This is a genomic window from Acidovorax sp. NPDC077693 (assembly GCF_044542805.1).
In the GTDB taxonomy this organism is placed as follows: Bacteria; Pseudomonadota; Gammaproteobacteria; order Burkholderiales; family Burkholderiaceae_C; genus Acidovorax.
This window is the reverse complement of sequence record NZ_JBITVD010000003.1, coordinates 173,996-190,876: the sequence shown is the minus strand read 5'-3', so window position 1 is coordinate 190,876 and position 16,881 is coordinate 173,996. Positions and strand designations below refer to the sequence as shown.

Annotated in this window: 15 protein-coding genes; 9 read left to right on the top strand and 6 right to left on the bottom strand. The window is 69.5% G+C overall.

Annotated elements, in window-relative coordinates; all coding sequences use genetic code 11:
* The first annotated feature begins 18 nt into the window (after positions 1-18).
* The 8 genes from ACIGHN_RS04830 to ACIGHN_RS04795 all read left to right on the top strand — a co-directional run bounded on the left by ACIGHN_RS04830 (position 19) and on the right by ACIGHN_RS04795 (position 8,173).
* On the top strand, positions 19-966 hold the full coding sequence (locus tag ACIGHN_RS04830; RefSeq protein ID WP_056415237.1) for an ABC transporter permease: 948 nt from the start codon (positions 19-21) through the stop codon (positions 964-966).
* The gene (locus tag ACIGHN_RS04825) at positions 963-1,853 is read left to right on the top strand and encodes an ABC transporter permease (RefSeq protein ID WP_156372212.1); all 891 of its coding nucleotides are present in this window, start codon (positions 963-965) and stop codon (positions 1,851-1,853) included. Before ACIGHN_RS04830 ends, ACIGHN_RS04825 begins: the two co-directional genes overlap by 4 nt.
* The gene (locus ACIGHN_RS04820) at positions 1,850-2,893 is read left to right on the top strand and encodes an ABC transporter ATP-binding protein (protein WP_396503470.1); all 1,044 of its coding nucleotides are present in this window, start codon (positions 1,850-1,852) and stop codon (positions 2,891-2,893) included. Before ACIGHN_RS04825 ends, ACIGHN_RS04820 begins: the two co-directional genes overlap by 4 nt.
* Positions 2,890-3,915 (top strand): ABC transporter ATP-binding protein, encoded by a 1,026-nt coding sequence (locus ACIGHN_RS04815; protein ID WP_396503469.1) that lies wholly within the window; start codon positions 2,890-2,892, stop codon positions 3,913-3,915. Before ACIGHN_RS04820 ends, ACIGHN_RS04815 begins: the two co-directional genes overlap by 4 nt.
* A complete protein-coding gene (locus ACIGHN_RS04810; protein ID WP_396503468.1) occupies positions 3,912-5,195 on the top strand; it encodes an amino acid deaminase in 1,284 nt (427 codons plus the stop codon). Before ACIGHN_RS04815 ends, ACIGHN_RS04810 begins: the two co-directional genes overlap by 4 nt.
* 2 nt (positions 5,196-5,197) lie before the next feature.
* Entirely contained in the window at positions 5,198-6,121 is a 924-nt protein-coding gene (locus ACIGHN_RS04805) for a MurR/RpiR family transcriptional regulator (protein ID WP_396503467.1), read from the top strand.
* 1 nt (position 6,122) lies between these two features.
* Positions 6,123-7,604, top strand: a complete 1,482-nt coding sequence (locus ACIGHN_RS04800; protein ID WP_396503466.1) for an amidohydrolase family protein — start codon at positions 6,123-6,125, stop codon at positions 7,602-7,604.
* Positions 7,605-7,996: 392 nt separating this feature from the next.
* On the top strand, positions 7,997-8,173 hold the full coding sequence (locus ACIGHN_RS04795; protein WP_082485896.1) for a DUF3606 domain-containing protein: 177 nt from the start codon (positions 7,997-7,999) through the stop codon (positions 8,171-8,173).
* A 135-nt stretch (positions 8,174-8,308) separates the two neighbouring features.
* Here the strand turns inward: ACIGHN_RS04795 and ACIGHN_RS04790 are convergent, their stop codons facing one another.
* The 6 genes from ACIGHN_RS04790 to ACIGHN_RS04765 form a co-directional block, all read right to left on the bottom strand.
* Positions 8,309-9,736 carry an efflux transporter outer membrane subunit gene (locus tag ACIGHN_RS04790; protein WP_396503465.1) on the bottom strand — a complete coding sequence of 476 codons (1,428 nt, stop codon included), beginning with the start codon at positions 9,734-9,736 and terminating at the stop codon, positions 8,309-8,311.
* Positions 9,737-9,958: 222 nt separating this feature from the next.
* A complete protein-coding gene (locus ACIGHN_RS04785) occupies positions 9,959-11,920 on the bottom strand; it encodes a MacB family efflux pump subunit (protein WP_396503464.1) in 1,962 nt (653 codons plus the stop codon).
* 62 nt (positions 11,921-11,982) lie between these two features.
* Positions 11,983-13,197 carry an efflux RND transporter periplasmic adaptor subunit gene (locus ACIGHN_RS04780; protein ID WP_396503463.1) on the bottom strand — a complete coding sequence of 405 codons (1,215 nt, stop codon included), beginning with the start codon at positions 13,195-13,197 and terminating at the stop codon, positions 11,983-11,985.
* A gap of 194 nt (positions 13,198-13,391) precedes the next feature.
* Positions 13,392-14,081 carry a TetR/AcrR family transcriptional regulator gene (locus ACIGHN_RS04775; protein ID WP_396503462.1) on the bottom strand — a complete coding sequence of 230 codons (690 nt, stop codon included), beginning with the start codon at positions 14,079-14,081 and terminating at the stop codon, positions 13,392-13,394.
* 207 nt (positions 14,082-14,288) lie between these two features.
* Positions 14,289-14,582, bottom strand: coding sequence for a DUF4148 domain-containing protein (locus ACIGHN_RS04770; RefSeq protein ID WP_396503461.1), 294 nt, complete (start codon positions 14,580-14,582; stop codon positions 14,289-14,291).
* A 291-nt stretch (positions 14,583-14,873) separates the two neighbouring features.
* Complete coding sequence (locus ACIGHN_RS04765; RefSeq protein WP_235503982.1) at positions 14,874-15,797, bottom strand: LysR family transcriptional regulator; 924 nt, start codon at positions 15,795-15,797, stop codon at positions 14,874-14,876.
* Between the two features lie 72 nt (positions 15,798-15,869).
* Between ACIGHN_RS04765 and ACIGHN_RS04760 the strand changes: the two genes are divergently transcribed.
* A complete protein-coding gene (locus tag ACIGHN_RS04760) occupies positions 15,870-16,865 on the top strand; it encodes a tripartite tricarboxylate transporter substrate binding protein (protein WP_396503460.1) in 996 nt (331 codons plus the stop codon).
* The last annotated feature ends 16 nt before the right edge of the window (positions 16,866-16,881 follow it).

Genomic DNA, 16,881 nt, shown 5'->3' with positions numbered 1-16,881 from the left:
TTTAAGAGACAAGCAAGCATGCGATTTCTATTGAAGCGGCTGGGTGGGGCGGCGGTGGTACTGGCGCTGGTGGCGGTGCTGGTGTTCTGCCTCACGCGGCTGGCCTCGGGCGACCCGGTGGCGCTGCTGCTGGGCGACCAGGCTACTGCCGCCGACATTGCGCAGGCGCGCGCCCAGTACGGGCTGGACAAGCCCTTGCCCACGCAGTTCGTGCTGTGGGTGGGCGAGCTGCTGCAGGGCAACCTGGGGCAGTCGCTCTTCCTGCAGCGGCCCGTGGCGCAGGCGCTGCTGGAGCGGGCCGAGCCCACGCTGTTCCTCGCGCTGTTCGCCGTGGGCATCGCGGCGCTGGTGGGCATTCCGTGTGGCATGGCGGCCGCCATCTGGCGCGGCAGCGCGGCCGACCAGGCCGTGAGCGGCGTGGCCATGCTGGGCGCGAGCGTGCCCAGCTTCTGGCTGGGCCTGATCCTCATCCAGCTGTTCGCGGTCAAGCTGGGGTGGTTTCCGGCATCGGGCTATGGCGACCCCAGCGCCACGCTGGGCGAGCGGCTGTCGCACCTGCTGCTGCCCGCGCTGGTGCTGGGCCTGCTCAACTCGGCGCTGATCATCCGCTTCACCCGCGCATCCATGCTCGACATCCTGGGCGAAGACTATGTGCGCACCGCACGCGCCAAGGGGCTGGACGAGGGCACCATCATGGTCAAGCACGTGCTGCGCAATGCGCTCGTGCCCATCGTCACTGTGCTGGGCCTGACCATGGCGCTGATGATCGGCGGCACCGTGGTGACCGAGACCGTGTTCAACCTGCCCGGCGTGGGCAACCTGGTGGTGCGGGCGGTGCTGCGGCGCGACTACCCGGTCATCCAGGGCACGCTACTGGTCATCGCGGCCATCTACGTGTTCATCAACCTCGCCATCGACTTCATCTACACGCTGGTGGACCCGCGCATCCGGCTGGAGGCACCATGAACGGCCACGTCTCTTCGGCATCTTCGCCCTCCTCCCCTTCTTCCTGGCAGCGCTTCGCGGCCGTGCTGCGCCGGCTGTTCGCACGCAAGGTGGTGCTGGCCTCGGCCATCGCGCTGGCGCTGGTGGTGGGCATCGCCGCTGTGTATCCCGCCCTGTCGGACGCCGACCCCAATGCGCTGTCCATCAGCGAGCGGCTGCGCGCGCCATCGGCCACGCACTGGGCGGGCACCGACGAGCTGGGGCGCGACGTGATGCTGCGCATCGTGCACGGCGCGCGCTACTCGCTGCTCATCGGCTTCGTGACGGCGGCAGGCGCCGTGCTGCTGGGTACGCTGCTGGGCATGTTCGCGGGGTTCTTCCGGCGGCTGGATGCGCCGCTGATGCGGGTGGTGGACGCGATGATGTCCTTCCCCGACATCCTGCTGGGCATCGCGCTGGTGTCCATCCTGGGGGTATCGCTGTGGAACGTGATGCTCGCCCTCGTCATCGTCTACACGCCGCGCGTGGCCCGCGTGGTGCGCGCCACCACGCTGGTGCTGCGCGAGCTGCTGTTCGTGGACGCAGCGCGCGCCCTGGGCGTGCGCACGCCCAAGATATTGCTCAAGCACATCCTGCCCAACCTGATGTCGCCCATCCTGGTGCAGGTGACCTTCATCTTCGCCTACGCCATCCTGGCCGAGGCCGGGCTGTCCTTCCTGGGCGTGGGCGTGCCGCCCGACATCCCCACCTGGGGCACCATGATCGCCGGCAGCCTGGACTATGCGGACAAGGCGTTCTGGACCATCTTCGCGCCCGGCATCGCCATCGTTCTCACCGCGCTGTCGCTGCAGATGCTGGGCGACGGCGTGCGCGACCTGCTCGACCCCAAACTGAAGAAGACCGTATGAGTGCCGCACCTTTGACCGACCCCGCCGCGGCCCGCCTGGAAGTGCAGGGCCTCTCGACCTCGTTCGCCACCGACGGAGGCCGCATCCAGAGCGTGGCCGACGTGTCGTTCACCATCCACCCCGGCGAGACGCTGGCACTGGTGGGCGAGTCCGGCTCGGGCAAGTCCGTCACCAGCCTGTCGCTGATGGGCCTGCATGCGCGCACCTCGCAGGCCGAGGTCAGCGGCCAGGCCTGGTTCGTGCAGCGCGACGGCCGCCGCGTGGACCTGCTGGCCCTGAAAGAGGCCGACAAGCGCGCACTGCGCGGCAACGAGCTGGCCATGATCTTCCAGGAGCCCATGACCAGCCTGAACCCGGTGCTCACGGTGGGCGAGCAGATCGCCGAGTCCGCCCGCCTGCACCTGAAGATGGACCGCCGCACCGCGCATGCCCACGCCCGGCGCATGCTGGAGCTGGTGGAGATACCGGCCGCCGCCCAGCGCGTGAACGAGTACCCGCACCAGCTCTCGGGCGGCATGCGCCAGCGCGTGATGATCGCACTGGCCATGGCCTGCAACCCCACGCTGCTGATCGCCGACGAGCCCACCACGGCGCTCGATGTGACCATTCAGGCGCAGATCCTCGCGCTGATGGGCCGTCTGCAAAAGGAGACGGGCATGAGCATGCTGTTCGTCACGCACAACCTGGGCGTGGTGGCGCAGTACGCCGACGCCGTGGCGGTGATGTACGCCGGCCGCATCGTCGAATCGGCCCGCGTGCACGACCTGTTCGCGCGGCCCGAGCACCCCTACACGCGCGGCCTGCTGGCCTGCCTGCCCGGTGTGGCACGGCAGCAGGGCGGCGCAGCGGCCGCCCCCGGGCGCCGCAAGCTGGTGGCCATACCGGGCCAGGTGTCGAGCCCGCTGGCCCCGCCCCCGGGCTGTGCCTTTGCACCACGCTGCGCCCGCAAGCTGGCCGCCTGCGACGCGCAGATGCCGCCGCTGGAAGCCACCGGCGCGCGCCGCATGGTGCGCTGCATCCACCGCGAGGTGACCGCATGAGCGCCGTGCTGCAACAACCCATGGCATTGCCCACAGGCAGCCTTGCGGAGGCCCCGCTGCTGGAGATCCAGCACCTGCGCAAGTACTTTGGCAGCGGCGCCCACCCGGTGCGCGCGGTGGACGATGTGAGCTTCACCATCCGCCAGGGCGAGACCCTGGGCCTGGTGGGCGAATCGGGCTCGGGCAAGAGCACCATCGGCCGGCTGCTGACGCGCCTGGTGGACCCGACCGGCGGGCAGATGCTGTACCACGGCGCGGGCGCCGCGCAGGACCTGGCGGCGCTCTCGCAGGGGCAATACCGCCCGCTGCGCTCCAAGATCCAGATCATTTTTCAGGACCCGTACGCCAGCCTCAACCCGCGCATGCGCATCCGCGAGGTGCTGGCCGAAGCGCTGGACACCCACGGCCTGGCCAAGGGCCGCGCACGCCTGCCGCGCATCCACGAGCTGCTGCAGCAGGTGGGCCTGCGGCCCGAGCATGCGGACCGCTTTCCGCACGAGTTTTCCGGCGGCCAGCGCCAGCGCATCGGCATCGCCCGCGCCCTGGCCGTGGAGCCGAATTTCATCGTGGCGGACGAACCCCTGTCGGCGCTGGACGTGTCCATCCAGGCCCAGGTGGTGAACCTGCTGGGCGAGCTCAAGGAGCAGTTGGGCCTGACCCTGCTGTTCATCTCGCACGACCTCGACGTGGTGGAATACCTGTGCGACCGCGTGGTGGTGCTGTACCTGGGCCGCGTGATGGAGATCGCCCCCACCGAGGCGCTGTACGCCCACCCCCAGCACCCCTATACGCGCGCGCTGCTGGCGGCCGCGCCCATCCCCGACCCGGCGCAGCGGCGTAGCATCCCGCTGCTGCAGGGCGACCTGCCCAGCCCCGCCCACCCACCCTCGGGCTGCGTGTTCCGCACCCGCTGCCCCCTGGCCGAAGAGCGCTGCGCCAGCACCGATATGCTGCTGCGCGAGGTGCAGCCGGGCCATCTGCATGCCTGCTGGAAAACAGCGCACCACCCCATTTCCCCATGACCGACGAATTCATCCTCGACCACCGCAGCAAGAGCTTTCCGCAAACCGCTGCGCCCTGCCGCGCGTCCGACCTGGCCGCCAGGGGCTGGAACCTGCTGGCGGACGACCTGGCCTACCCGCTGGCCGTCATACGGCGCTCTGCGCTGGCCCACAACCTGGCCTGGATGCAGGACTTCGCGGCGCGCAAGGGCGTGGCACTGGCACCGCATGGCAAGACCACCATGTCGCCCGAGCTGTTTCGCCAGCAGCTCGCGGCCGGCGCCTGGGGCCTGACGTTCGCCACCATCTACCAGCTCTCGGTGGGCGTGGAGGCTGGCGCGCGCCGGGCCATCATTGCCAACCAGGTGGTGTGCGATGCCGACCTGGACGGACTGCAGGCGCTGCTGCAGCGGCATGCGGGCCTGCGCGTGTGGTTCCTGGTGGACTCGCTGGCGCAATTGCAGCTGATCGAGGACTGGGCCGCGCGCCGCCAGGCCGCGGGGCAGGTGGCCCGCCGCTTCGACACGCTGCTGGAGATCGGCATCCCCGGCCAGCGCACCGGCTGCCGGACGCTGGAAGAAGCGCTGGCGCTAGCCCAGGCCATCGCCCGCTCACCCGCCGCGCAACTGGGCGGCATCGAGTGCTACGAAGGCGGCGTGGCCCGGTGCGACAGCGAGCACGATGCGCGCGAAGTCACTGCCCTGGTACGCCGCGTGACCGAGGTGGCGCGCCAATGCGATGCCCACGGCCTGTTCGCCGACCCCACCGTGCTGCTGACGGCCGGCGGCTCCGCCGTGTTCGACCTGGTGGTGCCGCTGCTGCGCACGCAGGGCCTGTCGCGTCCGGTGGAGGGCGTGCTGCGCTCGGGCTGCTACATCACGCACGACCACGGCAACTACATGCGCTTCCTGCGCCACGTAGAGCAGCGCGAGGGCCTGGACGCATCGCTGCGCCCCGCACTGGAGGTATGGGCCATGGTGCAGTCCGTGCCCGAGCCGGGCCTGGCGCTGCTGACCTGCGGGCGGCGCGATGTGTCCTACGACCTGGAGATGCCGGTGCCCGTGCGCTGGGCGCCGCGGGGCCAGCGCACTGCGGGCGATGTGCCGCAGGGCTGGACCGTGAGCGCGCTGAACGACCAGCACGCCTACCTGCGCTTCGACCCCGCGGGCAGCCCGCCCGCCGTGGGCGACCGCGTGGCGCTGGGCATCTCCCACCCCTGCACCACTTTTGACAAATGGCGCTGGCTGCCCCTCGTCGAGGACGACTGGGCAGTGACCGGCGCCATCAGCACCCGTTTTTGAGCATGGCCATCACACACACATCCCAAAGCTTGCTGCAGCAGTTGCGCGAGCGCCAGCCCGACCTGCCCGAGGCGCAGCGCAGCGTGGTGCGCGTGGTGCTGGAAGACCCCCGCGCCGCCGTAGTCGCCACGGTGGAGCAACTGGCCCAGCAGGCGGGCGTCTCCATGCCCACCATCGTGCGCACCTGCCGCAGCTTCGGGCATGACTCGGTGCGCGAGTTCATGGTGGCGCTGGCGCAGGACCTGGCCGTGTCCGGCTCGCACCTGCACCGCAGCGTGCTGGCCGACGACAGCGCGCACGACGTGGCCAGCAAGATCGTGCACGCGGCCGTGTCCTCGCTGACCGAGCTGGGCCGCAACCTTGATGCCCAGGTGCTCGACCAGGTGGCCGAGCGGCTCGCTGCGGCGCGCCGCATCGACTGCTATTCGGTGGGCGCCGCGTCGACCTTCATGGCCAGCGAGCTGCAAAGCCGGCTGTTCCGCCTGGGCTGCACGGCCAACGCGATCTTCGATGCGCACCAGCAGCTGGTCTCGGCCAGCACGCTGGGGCCCGACGGCGTGGCCTTCGTGATCTCGCACGTGGGCCGCATGCCCTACACGCTGGAGGCCGCGCGCTTCGCCCGCTCGCAGGGCGCCACCGTGGTGGCCCTGACCCAGCCGGGCACCCCGCTGGCCGAGGCGGCCGACCTGGTGCTGGCCGTGTCCGTGCCGCAGGACGCGGTGATGCGCGTGGGCACCGAGGCGTACCTGGCGCACCTGGTCGTCATCGAGATCCTGATGGTGCGCCTGGCCCAGAAGCTCGGCCCCGTGGCCGCACGGGGGCTGCAGCAGTTCAAGCAGCTGCTGCACAAGCACGGCTTCGACAGCGCGGAGTACGCGGGGGCGCTGGAAGGTGGCGCGTACAAGCTGTCGGCGCGGGAGGAGTGACATGGCGCCCGCAACGCTGCTCAAGAATGGCCTGATCGTGGACGGCACCGGCGCGGCCGGCTGGCAGGGTGACCTGCTGCTGCACGGCGACCGCATCCTGGCCATCGCGGCGCCGGGCCAGATCGCACCGGCCGATCTGGCCGCCGCCGGCACGCCCGAAGAAATCGACTGCACCGGCCTGGTGATAGCCCCCGGCTTCATCGATGTGCATACCCACGACGACGCGGCCGTGCTGGACGGCCCGGCCATGCTGCCCAAGCTGTCGCAGGGCATCACGACGGTGATCGTGGGCAACTGCGGCATCTCGCTCGCGCCCGTGGTGACCGAGGCGCCGTCCGCGCCCCTGTCGCTGCTGGGCCGCCTGCAGTTCCGGCATGCGAGCATGGCCAGCTACGCCGATGCCGTGAACGCGGCCCAGCCCGCGGTGAACGTGGCGGCGCTGATGGGCCACACGGCATTGCGCATGCGGCATCTGGCGGACTTGCGCCAGGCGGCCTCGCCGGCCGAGCGCGCGGCCATGGCCACCGACATGCAGGAGGCCATGGACGCCGGTGCGCTGGGGCTGTCGTCCGGCATCTTCTACAGCGAGGCCTACGCGGCCGACCAGGACGAACTCGTGGCGGTGGCCAGCGTGGCCGCACGCAATGGCGGTGTCTACGCCACCCATGTGCGCGACGAACTGGCAGGCATCCTGCCGGCGTTGCAGGAGGCCGCGCTGACGGCCCGGCAGTCCGGCCTGCCCCTTGTGATATCGCACCACAAATGCGCGGGCCCGGCCAACTGGGGCCGCACCCGCGAGACACTGCCGCTGCTGGAGGAGCTGGCCCGAGGCCAGGAGATCGGCATGGACGTATACCCCTACACCGCCGGCTCCACGGTGCTGCGCGAAGACCTGGTGGACGGCATCATCGACATCCTCATCACCGGCAGCCAGCCGCACCCGGAGATGGGCGGGCGCTACCTGGCCGACATCGCGCGCGAGTGGGGCGTGTCGCAGCAGGAGGCGGCTGTGCGGCTCAAGCCCGGCGGGGCGTGCTACTTCCAGATGCGCGAGGACGATGTGGAGCGCGTCATCGCGCACCCGCTGTCCATGATCGGCTCCGACGGCCTGCCGCACGACGAGCGGCCGCACCCCAGGCTGTGGGGCGCGTTTCCGCGCGTGCTGGCCTGCTACTGGCGCGAGAAGGGTTTGCTGCAGCTGGAAGAAGCCGTGCACAAGATGACCGGCCTGTCGGCCCGGCGCTTCCGGCTGGGCGCGCGCGGCGTGCTGCAGGCGGGCCACACGGCCGACGTGGTGGTGTTCGACCCGGCACGCGTGAAGGACATCGCCACGTTCGAGCACCCCCAGCAGTTCAGCGAAGGCATCGAGCGCGTGTGGGTCAATGGCGTGTTGAGCTACACCGCGCGGCAGCGCGCCACGGGTGCGCGGGCAGGGCGGTTCGTGCGGCGGGGCAGCGCTGCAGAGCCAGCGCTGACTGACTGACTGACTGACTGCAAGGGGCGCGAAGACGCCCCCAAACACAGCCCAAAACACACCCCAAGAGAAGGCCCCACAGGCCAACTGACCGCAAGGCGAGTGGTCCTAGTCCTACCGGAGCGCCCTGCACGGCTTGACTAGGATGAAATTGCCGGTGATCAGGCACCGGTAGATGAAGCGTCTTTGGGCCCGCTCACGCGGGCCCTTTTTTGCGCGCCGTAACCCAAGCGGACCCGATGCGCCTTCAGGCCGCGCCTGAGGCGCACCCTGCCGAACAATGTGCGCGCCCCTGTCCGCCAAGCGACAGCACGGGCCGTTTGCCACACCGAAGCACTCTTGTCCTACAGGTCGTTCCAGGCGCCGATGCTACTTTCAGAGGCTTCATCTTAGGAGCCTCCATGAGCGACGACAAGAACAAGACGGCGCTGGACCGCCAATTCATCAACCTCAGCGAGCCGTATGAAGTCCGCAGCTGGACCCACAGCCTGGGAGTGACGGAGGTGCAATTGCGCGATGCGGTGGCCGCCGTGGGGCGCTCGGCCGACAAGGTCCGCGAGTACCTCGCTTCGCACTGAACACTGGGCACGGCGCCTGGCCCTTCTGCCCTCGGATGGAACCAGCAGACGGCGGGCCATGACCATTCCACCCATCCCTGACCGGATGCCCCGGGCGAGCCCGCCTGCCGGCGTCCCGGTCGCCTGCCGCTCGCATCATCCCGGTGAGCGCACGGCGCTCTCCACGCCACCTCCCAGCACCCGGTACACCGTCGCGAGCGCATTCATCTGCGCCAGCCGGTTGTCCTGCACCGCGAGGTCTGCCGCGCGGCGCCGCTCCTGCGCGTCCAGCCAGGTGCGCAGGCCGGTGGAACCCGCCCGGTAACGCACCTCGCACAGGCGCTCGGCCTCGCGCGCGGCGGCCAGTTGCAGGGCCAGCTGTTCGCCCTGGCGCAGCAGCTGGGTGCGGGCCGAGAGGGCGTTTTCCACGTCCGCCAACGCCGTGTGCAGGGTCTGGCGGAAGTTGGTGACCGACTCTTCGTACTGTGCCGCTGCCAGTTGGCCCGAGAGCCTCATCTCCTGCGCGCGCAGGAAGGGCAGGCTCAGCCCTGCGCCCAGGGTGGCCACGGGGTTGGAGAGCAGGCGCAGCAGCGAGGTGCTCGACGTGCCCAGATCGCCCGTGAGGCTGAGGCCCGGGTAGTAGCTGGCGCGCGTGGCGTCGCCGCTGGCGAGCACATTGCGCAAGCGGGCCTCGGCGGCGCGCAGGTCGGGGCGGCGGGCCAGCAGCTCGGCGGGGGCCCCGGCCGCCACGGCCGGCAAGGCGGTATCGGGCAGACGCTGGGGCTCGGCCGGCAGGACCTCGGCCAGGGTGGCGGCACCGGGCGGCGCATTCATCAGCACGGCGATGGCGTTGCGGGTTTCCACACGCTGCTGCTCCAGCTGGGCCAGGGCAGCGCGCTGGCCGGCCACCGTCTGCTCGGCCTCGCGCAGCTCCACCGCCGAGACCGATCCCGCGTCGTACTGCGCGCGCACGAGTTCCTGCGTGCGCAGGGCATAGGCCAGGCTGTCGCCGCCGCTGGCCACGCGCTGGTTCAGTTGGGCCAGTTGCCAGTACAGCCCCGCAGCCGTGCCAGCCAGGGCCTGGGCGGCGGCCTCGCGGTCTTGGGCAGTGGCGCGGGCGGTCCACTCGGCCGCGTCCCGCGTGCTGGCCACGCGGCCCCACAGGTCCACCTCATAGCTGACCGAGAGCGATGCCCCGCTGCTGCGGGACGCGGCGTTGTCGCCCCCGTCCAGCCGGCGCGACGCGCCGCTGGACAGGCGCCCCGCGACGGTGGGGCCCAGCCCCGCGGCGGTGATGCCCGCCTGCAGCTGCGCCTGGCGCACGCGCAGCGCGGCGGCAGCCAGGTCGTTGTTGCGCGCCAGTGCGGATTCGACCACCTGGCTCAGCGCCGGGTCGTCGAACTGGCGCCACCACCGGTCGGGCAGTTGCGTCGTGGCGAACGGGGTGGCCTGCTGCTGCTCCCAAGCGGCAGGCACGTCGACACCAGGCGCCTGGTAGACCGTGCGCGTGCCGGCGCAGCCGGCCAGCAACAAAGCCACCGCCAGGGGAACCAGAGCGAAGGAGGGTTTTTCGATGGTCGTCACGTGTAGCCGATCCTTCATGTTCATCATTTATTCAGTTACTCAATGCGCCACACGCTACCCACGACGCCCTAAACTGGCGCGCCCAAAGCCAGCGCCCCCGCGCAAGGGCCGCCAAGCCGCGCATGCGGCGCTTCGCTGGCGTGCACCGGGGGCGTCCACCTCCCGACTCGCGCAGCGAGTCGAGACAGGGGGAAGGGCGAAGCGACTCAGGGGGAGCCTCACCTAATCCCGCGCCAGCGCATCAATGGGGTTGAGCCGCGCCGCGCTGCGCGCCGGCAGGAAGCCGAAGACCACGCCGATCAGCGTGGAGCAGGCAAACGCCCACACCATCGAGCTCACGGAAAACGCCAGCGGCACCACCGGCGCCACGCTGGTGATCAGCGCGCCCAGGCCCAGCGCGATGGCGATGCCCAGGGCGCCGCCCAGCAGACAGACCAGCACGGCCTCGATGAGGAACTGCTGCTGGATATCGCCCTGGCGCGCGCCCACGGCCATGCGCACGCCGATCTCGCGGGTGCGCTCGGTCACCGACACGAGCATGATGTTCATCACCCCGATGCCGCCCACCATGAGCGAGATGACGGCGATGGATGCGACCAGCAGGGTCAGCGTCTGCGTGGTGGTCTCGATGGTCTGGCGGATGCTGTCGGTGTTGAGCACGTAGAAGTCCTCGCGGCCGTGGCGTGTCTTGAGCAGCTGGTTGATGCCCTGCTCCGCCGCGGCCATGGGCGCGGTGTCGGCCACGCGCACGGTGATGCTGCGCAGGTAGTTCTGCCCCACGATGCGGCCCATGGCCGTGGTGTAGGGCACCCAGACGTTGAGCGCCTCGCTGTTGCCGAAGGCGTTGTCGCTCTTGGCGGCCACGCCGATCACGCGCACCGGCACGCTGCCCAGCAGCACCACCTCGCCCACCGGGCTTGTCAAGTTGGGGAACAGCTTGGCGCGGGTGTTGTCGTCGATCACCGCGACCTGCTGGCGCCCTTGCACCGCACTCGCATTGAACACCGTGCCCTGCGCCAGCTTCACGGCCTTGACGCGGAAGTACTGCTCGCCCACGCCGTTGATGGTGCCGGTCAGCTCCACGTTGCGCCAGCGAAACCGCGCCGATGCATTGAGGTTGGGCGTGACGCTGTCCACATAGGGCTGGGCGGCCAGGGCGTCGGCATCGGCCGGTACCAGCGTGCGCACCGCGGCCGAGCGCACGTCGCCGAAGCCCGAGCCCGAGAACACCTCGATGGTGTTGGTGCCGATGGCACTGATGTCGGCCAGCACCTTCTTTTGCGTGCCCGCGCCCAGCGCCACCACCGACACTACCGATGCGATGCCGATGACGATGCCCAGCATGGTCAGGAAGGTGCGCAGCCGGTGCGCGTTCATGGCCAGGAGCGCCATGTGGAAGGCCTCGCGAAAGCGGTCGCCAAAGGCGGACAGGCGCGCGAAGAAGCCCGTGGGGGCGCGGCTGGCAGGTCGGCTGGCGCCCGTACCGGGCGCAGCAGCCCCCTCGCGCCGCGTGTCGCCCACGATGGCGCCGTCGCGGATCTCGATCACGCGCTGCGCGTGGGCGGCCACGCCCATGTCGTGCGTGACGATGATGATGGTGTGGCCTTCGGCATGCAGCTCTGCGAGGATCTTCATCACCTCGGCGCCGGAATGCGTGTCCAGCGCGCCGGTGGGCTCGTCGGCCAGGATCACGCGCCCGCCGTTCATCAGCGCGCGGGCAATCGATACGCGCTGCTGCTGTCCGCCCGAGAGCTTGCCCGGCGTGTGGTGCATGCGGTCGGCCAGGCCCAGGCGCGCCAGCAGCGCGGCCGAGCGCTCGTGCCGCTGCGCGCGCGTGCGCCCGGCGTATACCGCCGGCACCTCCACGTTGCCCTGGGCCGTGAGGTCCGACAGCAGGTGGTAGCGCTGGAAGATGAAGCCGAAGTGCTCGCGCCGCAGCTCGGCCAGTTCGTCGGGCGACAGCTGCCCGGTCTCGCGCCCGTCCACGCGGTAGCTGCCGCGCGTGGGCGTGTCCAGGCAGCCCAGGATGTTCATCAGCGTGGACTTGCCCGAGCCCGACTGCCCGACGATGGCCACCATCTCGCCCGCGTGGATCGTCAGGTGCACGTCCTTGAGCACGGCCAGCACCTGGTCGCCGGCCGGGAACTCGCGCGTCACGCCGCGGATGTCGAGCAGGGGCTGCACTGCCGTGCCTGTCGCCCCGCCCGGGTCGCTGGTATGGCCGTGCAGGGCCTGCGCCGCCCCGCTCACTGCCGTGGCGGGCCGCCGCGCATGCGGCCCGGGTTGGTGGCCGATGGCGCGGTGGCGCCGTCGCCCAGCACCACCTTCTCGCCGGCGGCCAGGCCCTCGGTGACCTGCGCGCTGACGTTGTTGTTCAACCCGATCTTCACCTGGCGGGGCGCGGCGTTGCCCTCGGCGTCGACCACGCGCACGGTGGTGGTGCCGTCGGCATGGCGCTCCCCCAGCGCGGCGGACGGGATGGTGACCACGCCCTTGGCCTCGGCTCGCACGATGTAGACCTGCGCCGTCATGGAGATGCGCAGCTTGCCATCGGGGTTGGGGGCATCGAACAGGCCGTTGTAGTAGATGGCGGTGGCCGCGGCATTGCTGCTGGTGGCCGCGCTGGACTGCGATGACTCGGTGGCGATGGAGTCCGGCGCGGGCTCCACCGCGCGCAGCGTGGCCTGGTAGCGCTGGTCGGGCTCGCCCAGGATGGTGAAGTACACCTTCTGCCCGGGCTTGACGCGGGTCACGTCGGCCTCGGAGATCTGGGCCTTCACCGTCATGGTGTCCACCTTGGCCAGCTTGATGATGGTGGGCGCGGCCTGGTTGGCGTTGACGGTCTGCCCCTCCTGCGTGACCACGGCGACCACCTGGCCGTCGATGGGCGCGACGATGCGCGTGTAGCCCAGGTTGACCTTGGCCGTGTCGGCCGCGATGGCGGCCTGCTGCATCTGCGCCTTGAGCGCGTCGATGTCGGCCAGCGTGGTGCGGTAGGTGGCCTCGGCCGCCTCCAGGTCGGCCTGCGGGCCGGCGTCGGCCGCACGCAGCTGCTGCTGGCGCTTGTAGGCCAGCTCCACCTGCGACAGCGAGGCCTGGCGCGCGCGCAGGTTGGCCTGCGCCGTGGCCAGCGCTGCCTCGGAGTTGCGCACCGTGTTCTGCTGCGTCAGCGAGTCGATCTCTGCGACCAGTTGCCCCGCCTTCACGTTGTCGCCCAGCGCCACCTTCAGCGACTTGATCTGCCCCGACACCTGCGCACCCACGCTCACCTGCTTGAAGGCCTGCAGCGTGCCGCTGGCCAGCACCGTGTCTTCCAGGTCACCCGTGGCGGCGGTGGCGGTGATGAAGTTGTTGGGCACCTTGGCCGGGAAGAACTGCCACTTGACGAAGGCGGCCACGGCCGCGATCAGCACCAGGGCAATGATGCCGATGCGCAGGGGTTTTGGGGGTGGAATGGCCATGGATAGTGGGTGGATGGAGGGCTGCGGTGCGCAGTGCGGTCAGAAGTGGTGGACAGGCAGAGGTCGGCGAAGCGCGGGCTGCGCGGACGTTCAGGGGTGGTGGAGCGTGGAGCGTGGAGCGTGGAGCGTTGAGCGTTGAGCGTTGAGCGTTGAGCGTTGAGCGTTGAGCGTTGAGCGTTGGGGGTTGAGAGGATCTACTTGGCAGCGCGTCGTGCTCGTGCGGCAGGCTCTGGGCGGGGTACAGGGCCAGGTGCAGGGCCGCCGAACGGCTGGTGCACCACGGGGTCGCAAAACGGCAGGTTGCTCACGGCGCGGATGGCGCGGGACATCTGTGCCACCACCTCTGCGGTGGTGAAGGCCCGCGCATCGCGCACGGCGGCACGGCTGATGGCCTCGTCCACCGTCCGCACCGCGCCCATCACGGCGGCGGCGCACAGGCGCACTTCGAAATCATGGTGCGAGCGGCCCAGCCGGTCGCCGATCAGTGCCGCCACTTCCTCCTCGCCGTCGTGGTACGAGTGCAGCCAGACGGAGCGCAGGTCGGGCTCCTGCGGCAGCGCGGCGATCAGCCGCACCACCAGCACCATGTCGGCGATCTCTTGGGGCGAACGCCTGTCCAGCGCGAACTGGTCGGCCAGATGCACCTCGATCGGCTGGCTGTGGGGCCAGGAGCGCAGCTCGCGCGCAAAGCGCTGCCAGGTCTGCGCGAACAGCGGCGAGACGCAGCTCTCCTTGTTGCGAAAGTACCGCCACAAGGTGCGCTCTGAAATGCCGGCGGCCGCCGCAATCTCGCTGCCGCTGGTGGCGCCGAATCCTTGGTCGGCGAACAGGCGGGCAGCGACGCGGGCTACGCCAAGGCGGGAGATTTCTGTGCGGTGGGCCAAAACAGGAGATGTCAGTTTGCGCCATCTTAATGGCATTAACTGACAGACCCCTCACCCCAAAAGGTCATGCCGACCAACAAAAAGGGCTCCCACACGGGAGCCCAGTTTGCTGTCGCGTCGCAGCGGGTCCAAAACACTCCCCATGGCAGCAGCACCAGCGACATGCCGCCAATGCCACCACCATGGGAAGGCCCGCAACTGCGTCAATTACATCGCGCTGATTTCGCCCGAAGGGATCGTGCCGGTGCGCACGGCTTCAGCAGCCTGGGCACGCACGGCAGCGCGGTCGGCCGTGGACTTGTAGGTCACGACGCGCGAACCTGCGGGCTCGATGCTGCGGGTCTGGGCGACGCTCGAAGCTTCTGCAGCCACTTCGGCGCGGGTGCGGTTCGTGTCGAATTGGGTGGCGAATTGCGAAGCATCGGCTTCGTCAGCGTGGGCGCCGAAGGCAGCGAAAGCGGACACAGCGGCGATGGCGAGGAAGCGTGCGGTCTTGTTCATGATGAAAGTCCTTGAAGTTAAAAAGCGTCTCAATAAAGCCGGTACAAAACCATTCTTGAACCGGGTTCGGTGAGTCGCCTTGCGGGTTCGGCTCATCGATGGGTTGAACTGTACGCCGGTGGTGTCCAGAGAAAAACCGCCCAGTCGCGAACTGACTGTTCCAGTATTGAGAACAATCAACCCCAGCGGTGTGCCTGTCTGCCCAAGGACTGCTGGCCCACGCCAAGCCCGGGTGCACGACCGCACCGCCGCGTCCGACAGGGCTTGGCCCCTCCGGCCTGCGCGGTCCTCCTAACTGGGCAGGCTTGCGGCTGCACGTTTGAGCGCTGCGGCAAACGCGAGTGCGGCCGGCTTGGGCTGCGTGCCGCGCTTGGACACCAGGTACAGGTCCAGGTAGGTCACCGGCTCGCGCAGCATGGCCACCGCAAGGCCCTGGCGCAGGCACTCTTCCAGAGCGAAGGACGGTATGACGGCGTGGCCCCGACCGGCACGCACCATGCCAATGATGGTGCCCATCAGGTTCATGCGTGGGCGCTCATCGTGCACGCGCCCCAGCTGCGAGAGCTGTTTTTCGATCACCACCTGGATAGGGTTGTCCGACGGCAGGCTCACCAAAGGCATGCTTTTGAGACTGCTCCACGGCTGGCTGACCGCCAAGCCTCCTTGGCCCGCCACTGGCGGGCTGATGCGCATGAGCCGGAACTTGCACAGCGGCTGGCGCGACAGGCCCACCGCCGGCTTGACGAAGAAACCCAAGCCGATGTCTGCCTCGCCCTCCAGCACATGCTGGCGCACCGTGCCCACCTCGACGTCGGCCAGATGCACCTGCACCTGGGGATGGGTCTGGGCGAAGCCGCGCACTACGTCGGGCAGCAGGCTGGCCGAGATCATGGGCGTTGCCGCCACCCGCAGACGCGAGCGCACGGCGGACTCGCTGCCGTCGAGCACGGCACCCAGCGTGCGCAGCTCGCCAACGATGCTTTCGGCCACCGGCTGCAGCCGCCTGCCCGCGTCGGTCAGCGTGAGCGAACGCGTGGTGCGGTTGAACAGGCGGGCGCCGACCTGGTCCTCCAGCTCCTTGATCAGCATGCTCATGCCCGAGGGAGACAGGTGCACCTGCTCGGCCGCCTGGGCAAAGCTCTGCAGGCGCGTGACCTCCAGGAAGGCGTGGAGCTGCCGGCTGCTGACATTCATCAGCTTTGTTGACGAATTCATCAGAATTTTCCGTTTGATTCACATCAAGACTGTCGCTGTAATTGTGGTCCAACTACCCAAGAGACAAACACCATGACCATGGCAACCCCCTTGCAGCCGCCGTCCCTTCAACGCAGACGCCTTGTGCTCGGTGCCCTGGCCGCGGCGGCAGCGCCACTGGTCCATGCGCAGGCTGGCAGCGACGCGTCGGTGCGCCTGGTCGTGCCTTTCACGCCCGGCACGGGGATCGACCTGATCGCGCGCCAGATCGCAGGCCCGCTGTCCGAGCGGCTCAAGCGGCCTTTCTTTGTCGACAACAAGGCCGGGGCGTCGGGGATCATCGGTACGCAGGAGGTGGTGCGTGCGCCAGCCGACGGCACGACCCTGCTCGTGAGTGTCAACACGCTGGTGATGAACATGGCGCTGTACCCCAAGCAGGGCTTCAACCCGCTGACCGACCTGCAGCCCGTGAGCCAGACGAGCTGGGGCCAGCTGCTGCTGGTGGCCAGCGAAGGGGCAAGAATCCAGTCGCTCAAGGAACTGGTCGATCGCGCCAAGGCCAAGCCGGGTGCGCTCAACTACGGCTCGCCCGGCGCGGGCACGCCGCACCACCTGGCGATGGAACTGCTCAAGAACCGCGCGAAGATCTCGCTCACGCACATCAGCTACCGGGGCACGGCCCCCGCCGTGACCGACCTGCTGGGCGGGCAGATCGACGCGATGTTCCTGCCCATCCATGTGGCCCTGCAGCATGTGAAGGCGGGCAAGCTCAAGGCGCTGGCCATCAGCTCCAGCACGCCCCACCCCCTGCTGCCGGAAGTCCCCTCGCTGAACAGCCTGAAGCTGGGCGACCTCAACGTGGACATGTGGTACGGCGTGTTCGCACCCGCGGGTACGCCGCGCGCCTTCGTTGACCGGCTGAACACCGAGCTGCGCGACGTGCTGGCGCAGCCTGCGGTCGCCAGGTCGTTCGAGACACAGGGCATGACACCCGCCCACAGCACCCCGGATGCCTTCGCGAAGCTCGTGGCCGCAGACGCCAAGCGCTGGTCGGACCTGATCAAGGCCCAGGGCATCACCGCCGAATGATGAAAGCAGCAGACCC

Excerpts from the sequence above, each read along its gene's own strand:
- ACIGHN_RS04830 (WP_056415237.1), top strand. The coding sequence starts at position 19 with ATGCGATTTCTATTGAAGCGGCTGGGTGGGGCGGCGGTGGTACTGGCG.
- ACIGHN_RS04825 (WP_156372212.1), top strand. The coding sequence starts at position 963 with ATGAACGGCCACGTCTCTTCGGCATCTTCGCCCTCCTCCCCTTCTTCC.
- ACIGHN_RS04820 (WP_396503470.1), top strand. The coding sequence starts at position 1,850 with ATGAGTGCCGCACCTTTGACCGACCCCGCCGCGGCCCGCCTGGAAGTG.
- ACIGHN_RS04815 (WP_396503469.1), top strand. The coding sequence starts at position 2,890 with ATGAGCGCCGTGCTGCAACAACCCATGGCATTGCCCACAGGCAGCCTT.
- ACIGHN_RS04810 (WP_396503468.1), top strand. The coding sequence starts at position 3,912 with ATGACCGACGAATTCATCCTCGACCACCGCAGCAAGAGCTTTCCGCAA.
- ACIGHN_RS04805 (WP_396503467.1), top strand. The coding sequence starts at position 5,198 with ATGGCCATCACACACACATCCCAAAGCTTGCTGCAGCAGTTGCGCGAG.
- ACIGHN_RS04800 (WP_396503466.1), top strand. The coding sequence starts at position 6,123 with ATGGCGCCCGCAACGCTGCTCAAGAATGGCCTGATCGTGGACGGCACC.
- ACIGHN_RS04795 (WP_082485896.1), top strand. The coding sequence starts at position 7,997 with ATGAGCGACGACAAGAACAAGACGGCGCTGGACCGCCAATTCATCAAC.
- ACIGHN_RS04780 (WP_396503463.1), bottom strand. The coding sequence starts at position 13,197 with ATGGCCATTCCACCCCCAAAACCCCTGCGCATCGGCATCATTGCCCTG.
- ACIGHN_RS04770 (WP_396503461.1), bottom strand. The coding sequence starts at position 14,582 with ATGAACAAGACCGCACGCTTCCTCGCCATCGCCGCTGTGTCCGCTTTC.
- ACIGHN_RS04765 (WP_235503982.1), bottom strand. The coding sequence starts at position 15,797 with ATGAATTCGTCAACAAAGCTGATGAATGTCAGCAGCCGGCAGCTCCAC.
- ACIGHN_RS04760 (WP_396503460.1), top strand. The coding sequence starts at position 15,870 with ATGACCATGGCAACCCCCTTGCAGCCGCCGTCCCTTCAACGCAGACGC.